The sequence below is a fragment of the Magnetospirillum sulfuroxidans genome, from assembly GCF_018224925.1.
Classification (GTDB): Bacteria; Pseudomonadota; Alphaproteobacteria; order Rhodospirillales; family Magnetospirillaceae; genus Magnetospirillum; species Magnetospirillum sulfuroxidans.
On sequence record NZ_JAGTUF010000009.1, the window covers coordinates 51,465 to 69,542 of the forward strand.

General features: G+C 63.2%; 17 protein-coding genes and 1 tRNA gene. 11 read left to right on the forward strand and 7 right to left on the reverse strand.

The genetic code is table 11. The features are described 5' to 3' along the window. The first annotated feature begins 8 nt into the window (after window positions 1-8). The 7 genes from KEC16_RS10920 to KEC16_RS10950 all read left to right on the forward strand — a co-directional run bounded on the left by KEC16_RS10920 (window position 9) and on the right by KEC16_RS10950 (window position 8,836). Window positions 9-1,001 (forward strand): ABC transporter substrate-binding protein, encoded by a 993-nt coding sequence (locus tag KEC16_RS10920; RefSeq protein ID WP_211548764.1) that lies wholly within the window; start codon window positions 9-11, stop codon window positions 999-1,001. 3 nt (window positions 1,002-1,004) lie between these two features. Beyond that, window positions 1,005-1,841: an ABC transporter permease gene (locus tag KEC16_RS10925; protein ID WP_346344067.1), complete on the forward strand. Its 837-nt coding sequence runs from the start codon at window positions 1,005-1,007 to the stop codon at window positions 1,839-1,841. Window positions 1,842-1,852: 11 nt separating this feature from the next. Further along, window positions 1,853-2,620: an ABC transporter ATP-binding protein gene (locus tag KEC16_RS10930; protein ID WP_211548765.1), complete on the forward strand. Its 768-nt coding sequence runs from the start codon at window positions 1,853-1,855 to the stop codon at window positions 2,618-2,620. Beyond that, window positions 2,617-3,768, forward strand: a complete 1,152-nt coding sequence (locus KEC16_RS10935; RefSeq protein ID WP_211548768.1) for an NnrS family protein — start codon at window positions 2,617-2,619, stop codon at window positions 3,766-3,768. The genes KEC16_RS10930 and KEC16_RS10935 overlap by 4 nt, the downstream gene beginning before the upstream one ends. Window positions 3,769-3,867: 99 nt before the next feature. Further along, window positions 3,868-5,031: an efflux RND transporter periplasmic adaptor subunit gene (locus KEC16_RS10940; protein WP_211548770.1), complete on the forward strand. Its 1,164-nt coding sequence runs from the start codon at window positions 3,868-3,870 to the stop codon at window positions 5,029-5,031. Between the two features lie 9 nt (window positions 5,032-5,040). Further along, entirely contained in the window at window positions 5,041-8,187 is a 3,147-nt protein-coding gene (locus KEC16_RS10945; protein ID WP_211548772.1) for an efflux RND transporter permease subunit, read from the forward strand. A 16-nt stretch (window positions 8,188-8,203) separates the two neighbouring features. Continuing rightward, entirely contained in the window at window positions 8,204-8,836 is a 633-nt protein-coding gene (locus tag KEC16_RS10950; protein WP_211548774.1) for a TetR/AcrR family transcriptional regulator, read from the forward strand. Window positions 8,837-8,930: 94 nt separating this feature from the next. Here KEC16_RS10950 and KEC16_RS10955 read toward each other — a convergent pair whose 3' ends face one another. Further along, a complete protein-coding gene (locus tag KEC16_RS10955) occupies window positions 8,931-9,107 on the reverse strand; it encodes a DUF4169 family protein (RefSeq protein ID WP_211548776.1) in 177 nt (58 codons plus the stop codon). 130 nt (window positions 9,108-9,237) lie between these two features. Between KEC16_RS10955 and KEC16_RS10960 the strand changes: the two genes are divergently transcribed. From KEC16_RS10960 to KEC16_RS20125, 3 genes are all read left to right on the forward strand, one after another. Further along, window positions 9,238-9,314: transfer RNA gene (locus tag KEC16_RS10960), tRNA-Asp, on the forward strand. A 357-nt stretch (window positions 9,315-9,671) separates the two neighbouring features. Then, a complete protein-coding gene (locus tag KEC16_RS10965; RefSeq protein WP_211548778.1) occupies window positions 9,672-10,955 on the forward strand; it encodes an ammonium transporter in 1,284 nt (427 codons plus the stop codon). 105 nt (window positions 10,956-11,060) lie between these two features. After that, window positions 11,061-13,100, forward strand: a complete 2,040-nt coding sequence (locus KEC16_RS20125) for a sensor histidine kinase (RefSeq protein WP_211548780.1) — start codon at window positions 11,061-11,063, stop codon at window positions 13,098-13,100. On the opposite strand, the gene KEC16_RS10975 is transcribed toward KEC16_RS20125, so the two are convergent. After that, the gene (locus tag KEC16_RS10975; RefSeq protein ID WP_249209099.1) at window positions 13,072-13,842 is read right to left on the reverse strand and encodes an alpha/beta fold hydrolase; all 771 of its coding nucleotides are present in this window, start codon (window positions 13,840-13,842) and stop codon (window positions 13,072-13,074) included. The genes KEC16_RS20125 and KEC16_RS10975 overlap by 29 nt on opposite strands. Window positions 13,843-13,853: 11 nt before the next feature. After that, a complete protein-coding gene (locus KEC16_RS10980) occupies window positions 13,854-14,306 on the reverse strand; it encodes a MarR family winged helix-turn-helix transcriptional regulator (RefSeq protein ID WP_283091910.1) in 453 nt (150 codons plus the stop codon). Window positions 14,307-14,455: 149 nt separating this feature from the next. Between KEC16_RS10980 and KEC16_RS10985 the strand changes: the two genes are divergently transcribed. Further along, window positions 14,456-15,145 carry a fumarylacetoacetate hydrolase family protein gene (locus KEC16_RS10985; RefSeq protein ID WP_211548786.1) on the forward strand — a complete coding sequence of 230 codons (690 nt, stop codon included), beginning with the start codon at window positions 14,456-14,458 and terminating at the stop codon, window positions 15,143-15,145. A 75-nt stretch (window positions 15,146-15,220) separates the two neighbouring features. Here KEC16_RS10985 and KEC16_RS10990 read toward each other — a convergent pair whose 3' ends face one another. The 4 genes from KEC16_RS10990 to napG are packed head-to-tail and all read right to left on the reverse strand — an operon-like array spanning window position 15,221 to window position 18,075. After that, the gene (locus KEC16_RS10990) at window positions 15,221-15,868 is read right to left on the reverse strand and encodes a NapC/NirT family cytochrome c (RefSeq protein ID WP_211548788.1); all 648 of its coding nucleotides are present in this window, start codon (window positions 15,866-15,868) and stop codon (window positions 15,221-15,223) included. Between the two features lie 16 nt (window positions 15,869-15,884). Beyond that, window positions 15,885-16,334: a nitrate reductase cytochrome c-type subunit gene (locus tag KEC16_RS10995; protein WP_211548790.1), complete on the reverse strand. Its 450-nt coding sequence runs from the start codon at window positions 16,332-16,334 to the stop codon at window positions 15,885-15,887. Further along, the gene (napH, locus tag KEC16_RS11000; RefSeq protein WP_211548792.1) at window positions 16,331-17,281 is read right to left on the reverse strand and encodes a quinol dehydrogenase ferredoxin subunit NapH; all 951 of its coding nucleotides are present in this window, start codon (window positions 17,279-17,281) and stop codon (window positions 16,331-16,333) included. Before napH ends, KEC16_RS10995 begins: the two co-directional genes overlap by 4 nt. After that, window positions 17,278-18,075, reverse strand: a complete 798-nt coding sequence (gene napG, locus KEC16_RS11005) for a ferredoxin-type protein NapG (RefSeq protein ID WP_211548794.1) — start codon at window positions 18,073-18,075, stop codon at window positions 17,278-17,280. The genes napH and napG overlap by 4 nt, the downstream gene beginning before the upstream one ends. Window positions 18,076-18,078 lie beyond the last annotated feature (3 nt).

An 18,078-nucleotide genomic window follows, 5' to 3' on the forward strand; every position in this document is an offset into this window, starting at 1 on the left:
GCTCTCTCATGCACGATTTTTCCCGCCGCGCCCTGCTGGCCGGCATCGGCGCCACCGCTAGCCTGAGCCAGCTGCCCCGCGCGGGCCGCGCCGCCGCCCTGGACACCCTGACCATCAGCGCCATGCCGGCGACGCCGTCGGTGGTTATCGCCCATCTGGTGGAAACCGGGGCGCTTTCCGCCCATGTGGCCAAGACGGTGATGAAGGTCTGGCGCACCCCCGACCAGATGCGGGCCGGCGTGTTGTCGGGCGACATGAAGGTGTTCGGCACGCCGTCTTATTCCTGCGCCAATCTGTTCAATCGCGGCGTTCCAATCCGCCAGCTCAACATCCTCACCTGGGGCTTGCTTTATGTCATGAGCCGTGATCCGGCGGTGACCAGGATCGAAGATCTTGCCGGCCGTCAGGTCTTGCAATCGTTCCGGAACGACGCCCCTGACCTGATTTTCCGCCTCGTGCTCAAACGCAAGGGCATGGACCCGGACAAGGACGTCAAACTGCACTATGTCGGCACCCCCACCGAAGCGACGCAATTGTTCCTGGCCGGCAAGACCGACATCGCCGTGCTGCCCGAACCGGCGGCCAGCGCCGCCATTTTACGCGGCATGCAGACTGGCGTCGCCGTCCATCGCGCCCTCGACCTGACCGCGATCTACGGCGAGATCACCGGCCGGGGGCCGCGTCTGCCTCAGGCCGGTATGGGCGTGTCCGAGGAACTGGTGCAAAAGCAGCCCGAACTGGTCAAGGCGCTCCACCAGGCTTGCGTCTCCAGCGCCCGTTGGGTGATGAACAACCCCGCCAGCGCCGGCAAGTTAGGCGCCGATTATCTGGATCTGCAACCGGCCATCGTTCAGCAATCGCTGCCGCATTTCCGCCTGGGCGTCGCCTCGGGCCAGGAAGCCAAGGCCGACATGGAGGCGTATTTCACCGACCTGATGGAATTGTCGCCCGACATCGTCGGCGGCAAACTGCCAGACCCTCGCTTTTATTGGGGATCGTAGACAGTGACCATACCGATCGGGACGGCGGCTCGCGGCCGCGCTTTGCGGGCGTTGGATTACATCTGGGGCGGCTGGGGCGCGGCCGCCAGCCTGTTGTTGCTGGTGGCGCTGTGGGAGGCCGGACATGCCGCCTATGGCACCTTGGTGCTGCCCTCGCCCCGCGATTCCTTCGTCGCCCTGTGGACGATGAGCGCCGCCGGCCGGGTGTTGCCGGCGGTGCTGGAAACCAGCGCCAACGCCTTGGGCGGCTTTGCCGCCGCCGCCCTGATCGGGGGGATATTGGGGGCGATGGCCGGCGCCTCGGACATGATGCGCCGGCTGTTGCAGCCGATCGCCACCCTGATGCTTGGAATCCCGGCCATCGCCTGGGTGGTGCTGTCGCTGTTATGGTTCGGCGGCACAGGCTTGGCGGTGTCGTTCACCGTCTTGGTCACCACCGCCCCCATCGTCTTTGCCGGTTCGGCCCAGGGCGTGCGGACCTTGGACGGCGCGCTCAGGCGCATGGCCCAGGCCTTCCGCATCCCCCGCCCCGCCCTGGTCTGGGACGTCTACCTGCCGCACATGCTGTCCTATTTGTTCCCCGCCTTGGCCACCGCTTTGGCGTTGTCGTGGAAAGTCACCGTCATGGCCGAATTGCTGAGCGGCGCCGGTGGCATCGGCGACGGTCTGGCCACCGCTCGGGTCCAGGTCGATACGGTCAAGGCCATGGCCTGGGTGGTCATGGTCGTCACCCTGCTGCTGGCGCTGGAATATCTGCTGCTGGAACCGATCCGCCGGCACTTGCAGATCTGGCGTCGCGAAATGCCGGGGGGTCCGCCCTCTTCCTCCGGCGGTTTTTAGGAATAATCCGCATGAATGCCCTGTCTTCTGGCTTGACCGTCACCGGCCTGCGCCATGCTTTCGGCCCTCACGATGTCCTGGCCGATATTTCGTTCAACCTGCCGCGCGGCCGTATCGGCTGCCTGATCGGTCCGTCGGGCTGCGGCAAAAGCACGTTGCTGGCGATGATCGGCGCCTTGGCTCACCCCACCCACGGCCACATCCATCACGATTTCCGCCATCCGGTGTTTGTCTTTCAAGACCCCTGTCTGCTGCCCTGGCGCAACGCCGCCGACAATATCGCCTTCGCCCTTAAGGGATCGCGGATCGAACGCCGCCAGCACCAGCAGCGCGCGTGCGATCTGCTGCGGGTGGTCGGGCTGGAGCCAGACGATGCCGGCAAGTTTCCGCACGAGCTTTCCGGCGGCATGCGTCAGCGCGTCGCCCTGGCCCGCGCCTTGGCGGTCGAGCCTGATTTGCTGCTGCTGGACGAACCATTCAGCGCCCTGGATGTCGGCTTGCGCCGGCAGATGCAGGCTTTGGTCCGGCGCTTGATCAGCGAACACGGACTGACCGCCCTGCTGGTCACCCACGATCTGGCCGAGGCCGTGCGCATGGCCGACCGGATCTTGGTGCTGACGGCCAAGCCGGCGCGACTGGCCGCCGGCCACGACATCGCCCGCCCCTTCGCCCAGCGCGACGACGGTTTCGTTCATGCCGAAGTCGGCCGCCTGCTGGCCAACCCGGCCATCGCCGCCGCCTTGGCCGTCGAGGACATGGGCCACGGGGAACCGACATGAGCATTGTTCTGGCCTATGGCTTCCGTCCGTTCTTCCTGCTGCTGCCGCTCGCCGCCATCGGCGCGGTGCTGCCCTTGCCGGTGTTGTGGCTGGGCTGGGGCGGCGGGACCAGCCTGCCCGCCGGATTGTGGCATGGACATGAACAGATTTTCGGCTTTCTCACCGCCGCCCTGGCCGGCTTTCTGCTGACCGCCTTGCCCAGTTGGAGCGGAGGACCGCCGGTAACCGGGCGGCCCCTGGCTCTGCTGGTCGGGCTGTGGCTGCTCGGCCGCATCGGTTTTTGGCTCGATGGCTTGTTGCCGCCGTCGCTGGTGGCTGGGTTGGATTTGTTGTTTTTGCCGGCTTTGCTGCTGGCCATTGCACCGTACCGCCGGCCCTGGGAATTTGCCGCCGCCGTGATCTTGCTGATTGGCGCCAACACCGTCTTTCACCTCGGCCGGTTGGGCCTGCCGACCCCGCCGGCCGAGCAAAGCCTGCATGCCGGCCTTAATCTGTTTCTGATCCTGATCGCCCTCGCCAGCGGCCGCATCCTGCCAGTGGCCTTGCGCTCGGCACTGCTGGAAACCGGTCAGGCGCCGACGGTTCGGCTGGCCCCCGGCCGACGCCATCTGGCCGCCGCCACCTTGGCCCTGTTCGCCTTGGCCGACCTGCTGGCCCCTGACAACCCGGTCACCGGCTGGATTGCCCTGGCCGCCGCTTGCGCCCAGGCCGACCGCATGGTCGAGCTGCATCACGGCCCCGCCTTGCTGCGTCCCCAGGTCTTTTTGTTCTATCTGGCGCAAGGATGGATGGTATTGGGTCTGGGCGGATTGGGCTTGGCCATTCTGGCGATCGACCTCGACCCCATCGCCATCCGCCACGCCCTGGGACTGGGCGCCGCCACCACCGCCGCCGTGGCGGTCATGTCCATCGTCGCCCTGCGCCATAGCGGCCGCGCCTTTCCCCTGCCCACGGCGATCTGGGCGATCATGGCGCTGATCAGCCTTGCCGCCTTGTGGCGCATCGCCGTGGCGCTATGGTGGCCAAGCTCCATGGCGCTCTGGGGCGTCACCCTGCCCAGCATCTTGTGGGCGACAGCATTCCCGCTTTGGCTGCGCTGCTTCGCCCCTTGGCTGCTGACGCCACGGGCCGACGGTCAGACCGGCTGATTCCCCCCTCATCCTGTCTCTTGAAATGGCGGACGTTTTATGTAATGTAATGGACATTACGCTTAATCGCCGATGCGTCTTATCCGCAAGAGGAACACCATGCCCAAGCAATTCGCCCTTCTTCGCGCAGCCACCTTCGTGGCGCTGACGGCTGTCCTTGCGGCCTGCGACGACAAATCGGCGGCAGCCCCAACGGCGCCGCCGCCGCCGGAAGTCAGCGTGGTGTCGGTGCAGCCGCAACGCATGGCGGTCAGCACCGAATTGCCGGGACGGACCGCGGCGTTCCGCGTCGCCGAAGTGCGGCCGCAAGTCAGCGGCATCATTCAAAAGCGCCTGTTCGTCGAAGGCGGCGAGGTCAAGGCCGGACAGCAACTTTATCAGATCGACCCCGCCCCCTATGCGGCCGCCCTGCAAAGCGCCCGAGCCGAGCTGAACAAGGCCGAAGCCACAGCCAGGGCGGCGCGGACCAAGGCCGGACGCTATAGCGAACTGGTCAACCGCGACGTGGTCAGCCGGCAATCCTTTGAAGACGTCGTCGCCGCCAACGAACAGGCGGCAGCCCAGGTCGGCATCGCCAAGGCGGCGGTCGAATCGGCCCGCATCAATCTGGATTACACCAAGGTGCTGTCGCCCATCGCCGGCCGCATCGGCGGCTCGGTGGTCACCGAGGGGGCCTTGGTCACCGCCGGACAGACGGCGTCATTGGCGACGGTGACCCAGCTTGATCCCATTTATGTGGACGTCACCCAATCCAGCGCCGATCTCATGCGCCTGCGGCGCGACATCGCCGACGGCAAGTTGCACGGCGCCGACGACACCCAGGCTCCGGTCGCGCTGAAGCTGGATGGCGGCCAAATCTATTCCGAGCCGGGCAAGCTGCAATTCTCGGAAGTTACCGTCGATCCCAGCACCGGTTCGGTCCGGCTGCGCGCCGTGTTCCCCAATCCGCGCAACGAATTGCTGCCCGGCCTGTTCGTGCGCGCCACCATCGATCAAGCGGTCAAGGATGACGCGCTGCTGGTGCCGCAACAAGCCTTGACCCGCCGCCCCGATGGCAGCGCCCTGGTTTGGGTGGTCGATGGCGAAAACAAGGTTGCTCCGCGCCCGGTCACCGCCCCCCAGGCCCTGGGTGACAAATGGCTGGTGACCGCCGGCTTGCAGCCCGGCGAGCAGGTCGTCGTCCAAGGTTTGCAAAAGATCAAGCCCGGCATCAGCGTTCGTGCCGTCCCGGCCCAACCGGCCGCCGCCGCCGTCGCGAAGTAAGGAACAGCCATGTCGCGCTTTTTCATCGACCGCCCGGTTTTCGCCTGGGTCATCGCCATCATCATCATGATGGCCGGCGCCCTGGCCATCCTCAAGCTGCCCATCTCTCAGTACCCCAGCATCGCGCCGCCAGCGGTGTCGATCAACGCCAGCTATCCCGGCGCCTCGGCCAAGACGCTGGAAAACACGGTGACCCAGGTCATCGAGCAAAAGATGAACGGCATCGACGGCCTGCGCTATCTATCGTCCACCAGCGATTCGACGGGCACCGTCACCGTCACCTTGACCTTTGATGCCGGCACCAACCCCGACATCGCCCAGGTGCAGGTGCAAAACAAGCTGCAACTGGCCATGCCGCTGTTGCCGCAAGAGGTGCAGCAACGCGGCGTCACCGTGACCAAGGCGGTCAAAAGCTTTCTGATGGTCATCGCCTTTGTTTCCGGCGACGGCAGCCTCAGCCAATACGACATCTCGGATTTCGTCGCCTCGAACATTCAAGATTCCATCAGCCGGGTCGGCGGCGTCGGCGAAGTCACCTTGTTCGGCCAGCAGCATTCCATGCGCGTCTGGCTTGACCCCAACAAACTGACCAGTTACGGCCTGACCACCAGCGACGTGGTCAAGGCGATCACCGCCCAGAACGCCGAAGTCTCGGCCGGTCAGCTGGGGGGAGCCCCGGCGGTGCCTGGCCAGCAGATCAACGCGACCATCATCGCCCAGACCCGCCTGCAATCCACCAGCCAATTCGGTGAGATCTTGGTGCGCGTCAATTCGGACGGATCGCTGTTGCGGTTGTCCGACGTCGCCCGCATCGAATTGGGGGCGGAAAACTATGACATCGTCAGCCGCTACAACGGCAAGGCGGCGTCGGGTCTGGCCATCAAGCTGGCCGCCGGCGCCAACGCCCTCAATACCGCCGATGCGGTGCGCGCCCGTCTGGCCCAGTTGCAGCCCTTCTTCCCCCAGGGGATGGAAGTGCATTACCCCTATGACACCACTCCCTTCGTCAAGCTGTCGATCAAGGAAGTGGTCAAGACCCTGGTCGAGGCCATCGTCCTGGTCTTCCTGGTGATGTACCTGTTCTTGCAAAACTTCCGCGCCACCCTTATCCCCACCATCGCCGTGCCGGTGGTGTTGCTGGGCACCTTTGGCGTGCTGTCCGCCTTTGGCTTTTCCATCAACACCTTGACCATGTTCGGCTTGGTGCTGGCCATCGGATTGCTGGTCGATGACGCCATCGTCGTCGTCGAAAACGTCGAACGCGTCATGAGCGAGGATGGATTACCCCCACGCGAAGCCACCCGCCGTTCCATGAACCAGATCACCGGCGCCTTGGTCGGCATCGGCTTGGTGCTGTCGGCGGTGTTCATTCCCATGGCCTTTTTCGGCGGCTCTGTCGGCGTCATCTATCGCCAGTTTTCCATCACCTTGGTCTCGGCCATGGCCTTGTCGGTGCTGGTCGCCTTGGTTCTGACCCCGGCCCTGTGCGCGACATTGCTAAAGCCCGTCCACGCCGGGGATTATCACAAGACCGGCTTTTTCGGCTGGTTCAACCGCAATTTCGAGCGCGGCAGCAACACCTATCGCAACGGCGTGCGCGGCATCTTGGGCCGCAAGAAGCGGTTTTTCCTGATGTTCGCCCTGTTGCTGATCGCCTTGGGCGTGTTGTTCACCCGCCTGCCCACCGCCTTCCTGCCCGAGGAAGACCAAGGCATCATGTTCGCCCAGGTCTCGACCCCGCCCGGCGCCACCACCGAACGCACCTTGGAAGTGGTCAAGCAGGTCGAACAGCACTTCCTGGAAAAGGAAAAGGACTCCGTCAACGGCCTGTTCACGGTGGTTGGCTTCAGCTTCAGCGGCCGCGGCCAGAACTCGGCCATGGCCTTCGTCAACCTGCGGGATTGGGATCTGCGCCACAGCCCCGACAAAAAGGTCGGGGCCATCGCAAGGCGCGCCATGGGGGCATTTTCCGGCATCAAGGACGCGCTGGTCTTCGCCTTTACCCCGCCATCGGTGATCGAGCTGGGCAACGCCTCGGGCTTTGACTTCCAATTACTTGATCGCGGCGGCTTGGGCCACGAGGCCTTGTTGCAGGCCCGCAACCAATTGCTGGGCATGGCGGCGCAAAGCCCGGTGCTTGTCGGCGTCCGCCCCAACGGCCTGGATGACACGCCGCAATTCCGCATCGACATCGACCGCCACAAGGCCAGCGCCCTGGGGCTGTCGCTGGCCGACATCAACACCACCTTGTCGGCGGCGTGGGGTGGTTCCTACGTCAACGACTTCATCGACAACGGCCGGGTCAAGAAGGTCTATCTCCAGGCCGACGCCCCCTTCCGCATGTTGCCCACCGATATCGACCGCTGGTACGTGCGCAATACCGCCGGCGAAATGGTGCCGTTCTCGTCCTTCTCCAGCTCGACCTGGACCTATGGCTCGCCCCGTCTGGAACGCTATAACGGCATTTCGTCGCGGTCGATCCTGGGCCAGCCGGCCCCAGGCCGCAGCTCGGGCGAGGCGATGGCGGTAATGGAAGAGATCGCCGCCAAACTGCCCGCCGGCATCGGCTATGAGTGGAGCGGCCTGTCCTACGAGGAACGGCTGTCCGGGTCCCAAGCCCCCGCCCTTTACGCCATTTCCCTGCTGGTGGTGTTCCTCTGTCTGGCGGCGCTGTATGAAAGCTGGTCGATTCCGTTCTCGGTGATGCTGGCGGTGCCCCTGGGCATCTTGGGCGCGGTGCTGGCGGCGATGATCCGCTTCTTGCCCAACGACGTTTATTTCCAGGTCGGCCTGTTGACCACCGTCGGCCTGTCGGCCAAGAACGCCATCTTGATCGTCGAATTCGCCAAGGCGCTGCACGAACAAGGCATGTCTTTGGCCGAGGCCGCCATCGAAGCCGCCCGTCAACGCCTGCGGCCAATCCTGATGACCTCGCTGGCCTTTATCTTGGGCGTCCTGCCGCTGGCCATGGCCGACGGCGCCGGCTCGGGCAGCCAGAACGCCATCGGCGTCGGCGTCATGGGCGGCATGATTGCCGCCACCGTCTTGGGCATTTTCTTTGTGCCGCTGTTCTTTGTCAGCGTGCTGCACCTGTTCCGCAAACGCACGCAAAAGCTTCCGCATGAACTCACCCAGGTCGAAGCCGGTGAAATTTAGCGCGGTGGGGGCCTGCATGCGCGACGAACCCTGCACCTCGCGGCGCGACAAACGGCGGGTCGCCATGCTGGAAGCAGCCCACCGTTTGTTTCTTGAACGCGGCTATGGCGCCACCACCTTGGCCGAGGTGGTCAAATGCTCGGGCGGATCGTTGGCGACGCTCTACGATCTGTTCGAGGGCAAGGAGGGGCTGTTTCGAGCGGTCATCGCCGGCCAGTGCGTCCAGATCGCCGAATCGCTGGAACAGGCCGAGATGGCCGACCTGCCCCCGGCCCAGGCCTTGCGGCGCTTTGCCGAAGCCATCTTCGACATCGTCTTGTCCAAGGACAGCATTGCCCTGCTGCGCCAGATCATCGCCGAAGCCAGCCAGTTTCCCGAATTGGGCCGCACCTTGTTCGCCACCGGCGTCGAAGTGATCCACAGCAAAGTTGACGGTTACCTGCGGCGACAAACCGCCCGCGGCTTGCTGGATATCAGCGAGCCGCGTGTGGCCTCTAATATCTTTATCGAAATGGTTCTCCAGCAATACCGCATGCGGCTGCTCTGCGGCGTGCCGGTCAGCTTGACCGCCGAAGAAAAGAAAGCCCATCTTGATCGGACGCTCGCCGTTTTCCTGCGGGCGTTCGGACCGGCGCAGCGGAACCCCTGACAGGTTGGGGAAAACATCAATTCCCCCAACCTTGGCGCCAAAGCGGAGGGCGGTGGATACCGCCTTCAGCGCGCCAGCGGGTTAGCCCCCCGGATCAATCATCCAGCTTTTTGCCGTCCAGATCGGTTTTTTGCCGCTCCGCCTCTTTGCCTGCCGCCTGCTTTTCCGCCTTGGTCCGACCAAAGGCTGCGCGATTTGCCTCGGCCTGCTTATTTTTCTCGTCCCGCGTCTTGGCCTTACGCCAGCGGTTTAAATTGACGATTTCCGCCATTTTTCACCTCATTCCAGAGCCAAAGCATAGCGTCCCCCCATCGCCGCCGACCATAAAAAATACGCCGAAACCAAAATATCCTCTTGCCCACCCGAAACCCCCCTGTTATATACCCGTCCCTCACGAGGTTGCGGGTGTAGCTCAGTTGGTTAGAGCGCCGGCCTGTCACGCCGGAGGTCGCGGGTTCGAGTCCCGTCACTCGCGCCACCTCGTTGAAGGATGTTTTACCAAAAAGCCGACGCCGCCCTTAACCAGGCGGCGTCGGCTTTTTGGTATTCGGCTTCAGCAAAAGTAAAAGCCCAATAATAAGGCACAGCCGCAAATTGATCACATCTTAGGCTAAATATTGAACCCAGCACCCACACCCACACCGCTCTGTCTATTTTTCACGCTATTTCGCCACACATTTGCATATTTTTTAACCACATCACCAATGTCTGTTTTTTACGCATCTGGTTAATGAATTGATATTACTTGCATTTGTTAAAGCTGCACCTTTGGCACGGTTATTGATGGTGCCCCATCACCCAGTTGATTTGAGGTCAGGGCGAGGAGCGCAGGCAAATGGATGTTACGCGTACCGGGGCAGATGTACTGTTCATTCTTTTGGGCGCCATCATGGTGTTGGCCATGCATGCCGGTTTTGCCTTTCTCGAAGTTGGAACGGTTCGAAAAAAGAACCAAGTCAACGCCCTGGTAAAGATTCTCACTGACTTCGCCGTTTCGACCATCGTCTATTTCTTCGTCGGCTATGGCGTTGCCTATGGCATCAGCTTCCTGCACCCGGCGGCCGAATTGGTGGGAAAGACCGAAGGCGCCGCCTTTGCCCGCAATGGCTATGATCTGGTCAAATTCTTCTTCCTGGCCACCTTCGCCGCCGCCATTCCCGCGATCATTTCCGGCGGCATTGCCGAACGCGCCAAATTCTGGCCGCAATTGATCGCCACCTCGATCCTGGTCGGATTGGTCTATCCCATCACCGAGGGCATGGTGTGGGGCACCCGCCTGGGCTTCCAAGACGCCATCACCGGCCTGTTCGGCGTTCCCTTCCACGATTTCGCCGGTTCGGTTGTCGTCCACGCCTTGGGCGGTTGGGTCGCCCTGGGGGCCGTGCTGATGCTGGGCGCCCGCCGCGGCCGCTATCGCAAGAATGGCCGGGTCATCGCCATTCCGCCGTCGAATATCCCGTTCCTGGCCTTGGGGTCGTGGGTGCTGTGTGTCGGCTGGTTCGGCTTCAACGTCATGAGCGCCCAAGCCATTGATGGCATTTCCGGTCTGGTGGCGATGAATTCGCTGATGGCCATGGTCGGCGGCATCGTCAGCAGCCTGATCGTCGGCCGCAACGATCCCGGCTTCGTCCATAACGGCGCCTTGGCCGGTTTGGTGGCGGTCTGCGCCGGCTCCGACATCATGCATCCCGTTGGCGCCCTGATCACCGGCGGCCTCGCCGGCGCCCTGTTCGTCTGGGCGTTCGAACAGTGCCAGGACAAGTGGAAGATCGATGACGTCTTGGGCGTGTGGTCCCTGCATGGCCTGTGCGGCTTCCTGGGAGGCATCGCCTGCGGGGTTTTCGGCCTCGAGGCTTTGGGTGGCCTGGGGGGCATCCACCCTGGCGCCCAAATCGTCGGCAGCCTGACCGGCGCCGGCATCGGCCTGCTGGGGGGCTTGACGGTCTACGGCAGTCTGCGCGCCACCATCGGCATTCGCTTATCCGACGAAGACGAATTCATGGGGGCCGATCTGGCCATCCACCAGATTACCGCCTATCCCGAGGAAGCCACCTCCATCCATGACGACGGCGCCCCCCTGGCCGCTCGGGCGGCGGCACGGGGCGTCAGTGCCGCGTGATTTGCGCTTGGCGCGGACAATCCTTGTATTAAACTCTCCCCTCGTGGGCCGTGCGCCATGTGAACGCGTCAAGGCGCCAGGGTATTTCCGGGGGGAGAGGAAAGGGTGACGGTATTTTCCAAAAGCTGGCTTCGCCCCTCGGCCAGCGTCAGGTCCGTCATCACCTTGGGGGCTTTGTTCATGCTCGCCGTCCAAGCCATGACCGGCTATGAGATCTGGCGGCAGTACAGCCATAACATCACCTTGGCCGAGCGAAACATCAATTTGCTCGCCGACGTTCTCGCCAGCGAAATCAATCGTTCGGTCATGGCGGTGGATGCCGTGGTCGAACTCACCACCGCCGAATTATCCACCACCACCCACCGGCCACCGGCGGAAACCCGACGGGTGATGCGCGACCGCGCCATCGGAATAGCGCAGATCTTCGGGTTGATTGTGGTTGACGAAAACGGCAACACCATTGCGTCCTTGCACGCTCCTTCTTCCCGCCACGCCGCCTTCATCGATGCCGTTATGGCCGCCGCCCGGGAATCGAACCTGCCGTTTCATATCGGCAATGTCGTCCCGGCGCCATTTGACGGCACTCCGATCATTCCGTTCAGTCGGTTCCGTCACGATGCCAACGGCAATGTCGCCGGCATAACCATTGCCGCCATGTCGGCTCAGTATTTCCAGGAATTGTTCTTGCAGGTGAAGTCGTTGCCGGGGGCCAGGCTGACCTTGGCCCGGCTGGATGGCCGCATCTTGGCGCAGACGCCGGAAGGAACCGATGTGACCTTGGCCGGCTTGCCGGAATTCCAGCCCTATGCCCGCGACAACGGATTGCTGTACGACCACGACGCCGAAGCCGGCCGAATCGTCGCCTTTCGCACCTTGCGCCCGTATGGGCTGAAATTATCGGTATCCATCGATTCTGCGACCTTGTTGACGTTATGGCGCAGCAACGCCTTGCGCCTGTTGTTGGCCGCCATGTTCGGCTCGGTTGTCCTGGCGGCGATGATCGCCCTGATGCTGCGCAACTTGGCGCGGGACGAACAACGCCTGAGCAGCCTGCGCGAAAGCGAACGCCGCCGCCGCATGGCCCAGTTCTCGCTCGATCATTGTGCCGACATGGTGGTGTGGACCAACGACCAAAGCCGGATCGTTTTCGCCAACAAAGCCCTTCATGATCGCCTGGCCTATGACGATCAGAGCTTACTTGGCAAAAACGTCGGCGACATCGACCCCAACTACCCGCAAGAGGACTGGCATCACCGCATGGCCGAATTGCGCAAGGCGGGACGTCTGCGAGTTGAATCAAGCCTGCGTGATAGTGCGGGCCAACTGATTTCGGCCGAAGTATCGGTGAATTTGTTCCATATGGACGGCCAGGATTACACCTGCGCCATCATCCGCGACACGGTCGAGCGCAAACAATCCGAAGCCCTGCTGGCCGAGCGGACCAGACGCCTGGAAGCATCCAATGCCGAGTTGGAACAATTCGCCTATGTCGCCAGCCACGATCTCCGCGAACCCCTGCGCATGGTCAGCAGCTTCGTCGGCCTGCTGGAACGGCAGTTCGGCCAGGACATGTCGGCCGAAGCCCGGGAATATGTGAAATTCGCCCGTGAAGGCGCCGTGCGCATGGATCGTCTGATCCTTGATTTGCTGGAATATTCCCGCGCCGGCGCCAGTGGGCGGCCGCTCGCCGTCGTCGCCCTGTCGCAGGTGGTGGCCAATGTTCACCACAATCTGTCCGTCGCCCTTAATGAGGCGCAAGCCCGCCTCAGCCTCCCCGCCGCCCTGCCCAAGGTTTGGGGCGACGAAGACGAACTTGGCCGCGTGCTGACCAATCTGATCAGCAACGCCCTGAAATACCGCCATCCCGACCGCGTTCCCGAAATCGAGCTGACGGTCGAGTCCCACGACGATCAGGTCACCTGCGTGATCCATGACAACGGCATCGGCATCGCCCCACAATATTTTGATCGCATCTTCCGCATCTTCCAGCGCCTGCACGGCCGCGAACGCTATGAGGGCACCGGGATCGGTCTGGCGATCTGCAAGAAAATCGTCGAGCACCACGGCGGCCGCATCTGGGTCTCATCGGCCCCCGATCAGGGAACGACGTTTTTCTTCACCCTGAAACTGGCGACACCAAGCTGACAAAACCGACAATGGCGGCCAGCACAGCCTCGGCCTGATCCCGTTGCGGGGTGTGACCGCAGGCCGGCAGAACCAGACATTGCGCCCCGGCGGGCACGGTGTCGCGGATGATGTCCACCTGAGCCAAGGTGGCATATTCGTCATCCTCGCCTTGGATCACCAGGACCGGAACCGAAATCGCCGCCAGATGCGAGCGGATATGCCAATGTTTGAAGGCCGGCTCCAGCCATGTGCTGTTCCAGCCCCAAAAGGCGCAATCGACATTGTCGCCGTGATAACGGGCCAGACGCTGGCGCAGATCGGTGTCGCGGTAGATATCGGTGACCGCGGCGATGGCTTGCAGGCACATGTCCTCGACGAAGGAATGCGGCGCCATGGCCACCACGCCGAGAACGCGACGATCGCCGTCACTGCCGGCGGCAACCAGGGCGATGGTGGCACCATCGGAATGACCGATCAGAATGGCCTGATCGATGCCGGCCTGATCCAGCAAGGCCGGCAAATGGATTTCACCTTCGCGGTTCAGGTAATCGACAGGGCGCGGCAAGGCCACCGGGTCGGAACCGCCATAGCCGAGGCGTGAATAGACCAAGGCCGGCAACCCCACGGCGGCGGCGACGCGGTCGGGAAAATCCCGCCATTGCGCCATGCACCCCAATCCTTCGTGCAGAAACACCAGCACCGGCCGCCCGGCCGGCCTGTCGCCAATCCAACGGGTTTCCAGCCGGGCTGTCGCAACCATCGTCACCGACATCAGCGAACGACCGCTTCCCGGCCTTCCACATTGCCGTACAAGCGCTGCAACAATCCCTTGAGCGTCCGAACCTCGTCCTCGCTCATGCCGGCGATGGCGGCGCTTTCCCAATGCAAAGCGCGCGGAACAATGGCCTCGGCCGTGCGGCGACCTTCCTTGGACAAGTCGATGAGCACGGCGCGGGCATCCTCGCCCGAGCGGCGCCGCACCAGCAGACCGGAACGGTCCATGGCGGCGGTAATGCGCGACAGGGTCGACAATTCAATGGCGGTCAGCCGCGACAGGTCGCCCAGGCGCTGCTCCCCTTCATCCAGCAGCGCCGCCATCACCCGCCACATGGGAAGGGTGATGCCAAAACGCTCAAGTTCTCGCGAAAAAGTATTTGATATGGAAACACCTGCACGGTTTACGAGATATGGGACATAGTCCCCCAGTTGGAAGCGCACGATCATTCTCCTCCCTGGACGCCCTCTTTTATTTTTGAGGCGTTCCTAATTTCAGTGGCTCCATGATTTCCACCACGCCCTCTGTGTCAAGAGAGATTGTCCAAGCCATACGAAGGAGTCATGCTGCACGTCCCTGTTTTTCCGCGGAGAAGATCATGAGCGCCGCCCTGTTCACCCTGCCCCAGCCCGCCGTTCCGATTGTCGGAGAAGACGCAGTCTATCCAGTCCGTCGGGTGTTCTGCGTCGGCCGCAACTATGCCGGTCACGCCCGCGAGATGGGGTCAGACCCCAACCGCGAGCCGCCGTTTTATTTCGGCAAAAGCCCTGATTGTCTGGTTCCCGGCGGCGGCGCCATCCCCTACGCTCCGGGGACCGCCAACCTGCATCATGAAATCGAGCTGGTGGTCGCCGTCGGCGCCGATGTCTTTCAGGCCAGCGCCGCCACCGCCGCCAAGGCGGTGTTCGGCCATGCCGTCGGCCTGGACATGACTCGCCGCGACCTGCAAAACGCCGCCAAGGACAAGGGGCGGCCGTGGGATTTGGGCAAATCGTTCGAGTTTTCCGCCCCGATCACGCCGCTGACCCGGTCATCGCAGCCCATGCTGAGCGGGGCCATCACCCTGACCATCAACGGCGAGGTGCGCCAACGCGGTGATATCGCCGATATGATCTGGTCGGTGCCGGAAGTCATCGCCCATCTGTCGCAATACTACCATCTGGGACTGGGCGACCTGATCTACACCGGCACGCCGGAAGGGGTATCGCCGGTCCGCCCCGGCGACGAACTGGTCGGCAGCGTCGCCGGATTGCCGGAATTGCGCGTCACCATCGCCCCGGCCCAATAAATCCGGCCCATGAAAAAGCGGCCCGTTCCAGTCGGAACGGGCCGTTTCAGTTTCGGCATTCCCCGTCCCTGGGGACTATTTGCGGTGAACCGCATTCCAGGTTTCGTTCAACTCGCGCTCGGCATTAAAGGCGCCTTGGGGCAGTTTATGGGCCACCCCCTTATGGCAATCGATGCAGGTCTTGCCCTCTTCCATCGCCTCGTCGTGGCGAACCTGGGCCCGCTTTTGCTGACGGGACAGGTCAAAGGCCGAGAAGGTGTGACAATTGCGGCATTCGCGCGAATCGGTTTCCTTCATCGCCGTCCAGACATGCTTGGCCAGTTCCAGACGCTTGCCCTCAAATTTCTCCCGCGTGTCGATGCTGCCCAAAAGCTTGTGCAAGACTTCGTTCGATGCCTGCATCTTGCGCTTGATCTTATAGAACCACGGCTTGGGCACATGGCAATCCGGGCAGGTGGCGCGCACGCCCGAGCGATTCTGGTCGTGGATGGTTCCCCGATATTCCCGATAGACGTTGGCTTCCATCTCGTGGCACGAGATGCAGAACGCCTCGGTATTGGTCATCTCCATCGCCCAGTTGAAGCCGCCCCAGAACATGATGCCGGTGGTGAAGCCGACCACCAAGATGGCGCCGAGCGACCACCGCGCCGTCGGCCGCCGCAGCAAGCCCCAGGCCTGACACAACAGGCTGGGCTGCTTGCCGGATTCGTTTTCGTTGGTCATGGCCAGGATCCTTTCCTCACCGGCCGGTGACGGCGGGCTTGAACTCGTTTTCCACCAGCGGCTTGGCATCCACTTGCGGCACGTGGCACTGGGTGCACACATAACGATTGCCGTTCACTGTGTCCTGACGCACGCCATTGCGGTCGATGTAATGCAGATCGGAAATCTTCGGCGCTTTTTCCTGGTCGGAATACGGCCATTCGTGGCAGCGCAGGCACTGATTGACCTTAAGGTCGATCTCGTATTTCGAGGTGTCGTGCGGCACCAGCGGCGGCTGCTGACGATAAGCCCGCTCGTGCTTGACGCCGTCTTGAACCTTATAGGTGGGCGGCGCCTTGTCGTCGGCATTGATCGGATTATCGCGCAGGGCCTTGACTTCGGCGGCCAGCGCGCCGCCGCCCATCCCGATTGCCGATCCCAGGGCAAGCCCCAAGGCGACGGCCATGGCCATGATCTTGTGTTTCACAGCTTTTTCTCCCCTTGCAGAACGTGGTCACGCGGTTCTCGGGCGGCCACGCCCGCGCCGTCGTGGAAACGAGTGGAAAAGATGAAGACGTCCTTGGCGCAGACATCGATGCAGCGCCCGCAATTACTGCAATCGCGCGACAAGATGATCGGCCCGACGCCATTCTTGGCCCCGCGCAACGCCGGGGTGATGACCTGGCGTTCGGGGCAGACGGCGAAACAATCCATGCAATTATCGCAAGCCGCGCGGTTGACGGCGGAAACCCGGATCAAGCCCTTGGCGCCGATCAGGGCGTAAAAGACGCCGACCGGGCACAGATGACCGCACCAGCCACGCGACACCACGCCCAAATCGAACAACAGCACGGCGACGGTGACCGACAACGCGGCGCCGAAGGTGAACAGCGAGCCGGTGACCAAGCCGCGATGCAACATGGTGACCGGATTGACCGCTTCCCAAGCGATGGTGCCGGTGACCGCCGACGCGGCCAGAACGCCGGCCAGGATCAGCAGACGCAGACGGCGATCCAACGGATAGGCGTCTTTCCAGCCCAGCCGGGTCCGCACCCAGGCGGCGAAATCGGTCAGCACGTTGACCGGGCACACCCAGCCGCAATAGCTGCGTCCGCCAACCAAGGCGTAGACGCCAACGACCAGAGCCGCGCCAATCAGCCCGCTGACTTCCATCACATGGCCGGCCAGCAGGGATTGCAGCGCCATCAGCGGATCGGTCAGCGGCAACACCCCCAAGGTCATGCTGGCGGCCAAGGTCCCCTTGGTGATCCAGACGCCCCATAGCGGGCCGGTCAGGAACACGGCAAGGAAAACAGACTGGCTGAGACGGCGCAGGATCAGCCATTTATGCGCCGCCAGCCAGCCGTCACGGGCCATGCGGTCGGCACCGGGGCAGGTCTTGTCGCGACCGGCATTGGCGGCTTGCGGCGTCATGGCTTGAATTCCTTGAAGCCGCCGCCGGGCAAACGTTCGGGACCGGGCGCAGCCGGAGCCTCGGGCATGCGGTCGGGCAAGTCGATGATGTCGTCGATCAGCGCCTTGCCGGCCTTGCGCTTTTCTTCCCATCCCAGACGGTAATGAGCGCCAAGCTGGCCCACGGCCAAGGCAGGCGGCAACACCTTGATGGCGGCTTCGTCGAGCACGCAGGCTTTCTCGCACTTGCCGCAGCCGGTACATTTGTCGGTATGGACGGTGGGGATGAACACCGCGTGCTTACCGGTGCGTTCGTTGTGATGACGTTCCAGCGTGATCGCTTGGTCGATCATCGGGCAGACGCGATAGCAGACGTCGCAGCGCAATCCCAGATAGTTCAGGCAGGTTTCCTGGCCGACCAGCACCGCGACCCCCATATGGGCCTTGGTGATGTCGGTCAGCGACTTGTCCAACGCCCCGGTCGGACAGGCGACGACGCACGGAATGGTCTCGCACATCTCGCACGGCACCGTGCGGGCGGTGAAGAACGGCGTGCCGATCGGCGGACCGTCGCCGGCTTCGGACAATTTCAAGGTGTCATAAGGGCAATCGCGCACACATAAGCCGCAGCGGACGCAAGCCGACAGGAAATCGGCATCGGCGATGGCGCCGGGCGGCCGCAAGGCGACCGCTTCGGCCCGACGCCGCGCCGGTACCGCCAGCAAGGCCGCCACCAAGCCGGCACCACACGCTGCCCGGAAAGTTCCGGCCAGCATGTCGCGTCGGGTCATGGGGGCGGCCTGGCGGCGGTCCATGGC

Bases quoted from the DNA above. Each gene is read 5' to 3' on its own strand.
- KEC16_RS10990 (WP_211548788.1), bottom strand. From the start codon at position 15,868: ATGACCAACGAAAACGAATCCGGCAAGCAGCCCAGCCTGTTGTGTCAG.
- KEC16_RS10945 (WP_211548772.1), top strand. From the start codon at position 5,041: ATGTCGCGCTTTTTCATCGACCGCCCGGTTTTCGCCTGGGTCATCGCC.
- KEC16_RS10950 (WP_211548774.1), top strand. From the start codon at position 8,204: ATGCGCGACGAACCCTGCACCTCGCGGCGCGACAAACGGCGGGTCGCC.
- napG (WP_211548794.1), bottom strand. From the start codon at position 18,075: ATGGACCGCCGCCAGGCCGCCCCCATGACCCGACGCGACATGCTGGCC.
- KEC16_RS10940 (WP_211548770.1), top strand. From the start codon at position 3,868: ATGCCCAAGCAATTCGCCCTTCTTCGCGCAGCCACCTTCGTGGCGCTG.
- KEC16_RS10935 (WP_211548768.1), top strand. From the start codon at position 2,617: ATGAGCATTGTTCTGGCCTATGGCTTCCGTCCGTTCTTCCTGCTGCTG.
- KEC16_RS10975 (WP_249209099.1), bottom strand. From the start codon at position 13,842: ATGGTTGCGACAGCCCGGCTGGAAACCCGTTGGATTGGCGACAGGCCG.
- KEC16_RS10955 (WP_211548776.1), bottom strand. From the start codon at position 9,107: ATGGCGGAAATCGTCAATTTAAACCGCTGGCGTAAGGCCAAGACGCGG.
- napH (WP_211548792.1), bottom strand. From the start codon at position 17,281: ATGACGCCGCAAGCCGCCAATGCCGGTCGCGACAAGACCTGCCCCGGT.
- KEC16_RS10980 (WP_283091910.1), bottom strand. From the start codon at position 14,306: ATGATCGTGCGCTTCCAACTGGGGGACTATGTCCCATATCTCGTAAAC.
- KEC16_RS10930 (WP_211548765.1), top strand. From the start codon at position 1,853: ATGAATGCCCTGTCTTCTGGCTTGACCGTCACCGGCCTGCGCCATGCT.
- KEC16_RS10965 (WP_211548778.1), top strand. From the start codon at position 9,672: ATGGATGTTACGCGTACCGGGGCAGATGTACTGTTCATTCTTTTGGGC.
- KEC16_RS10985 (WP_211548786.1), top strand. From the start codon at position 14,456: ATGAGCGCCGCCCTGTTCACCCTGCCCCAGCCCGCCGTTCCGATTGTC.
- KEC16_RS10920 (WP_211548764.1), top strand. From the start codon at position 9: ATGCACGATTTTTCCCGCCGCGCCCTGCTGGCCGGCATCGGCGCCACC.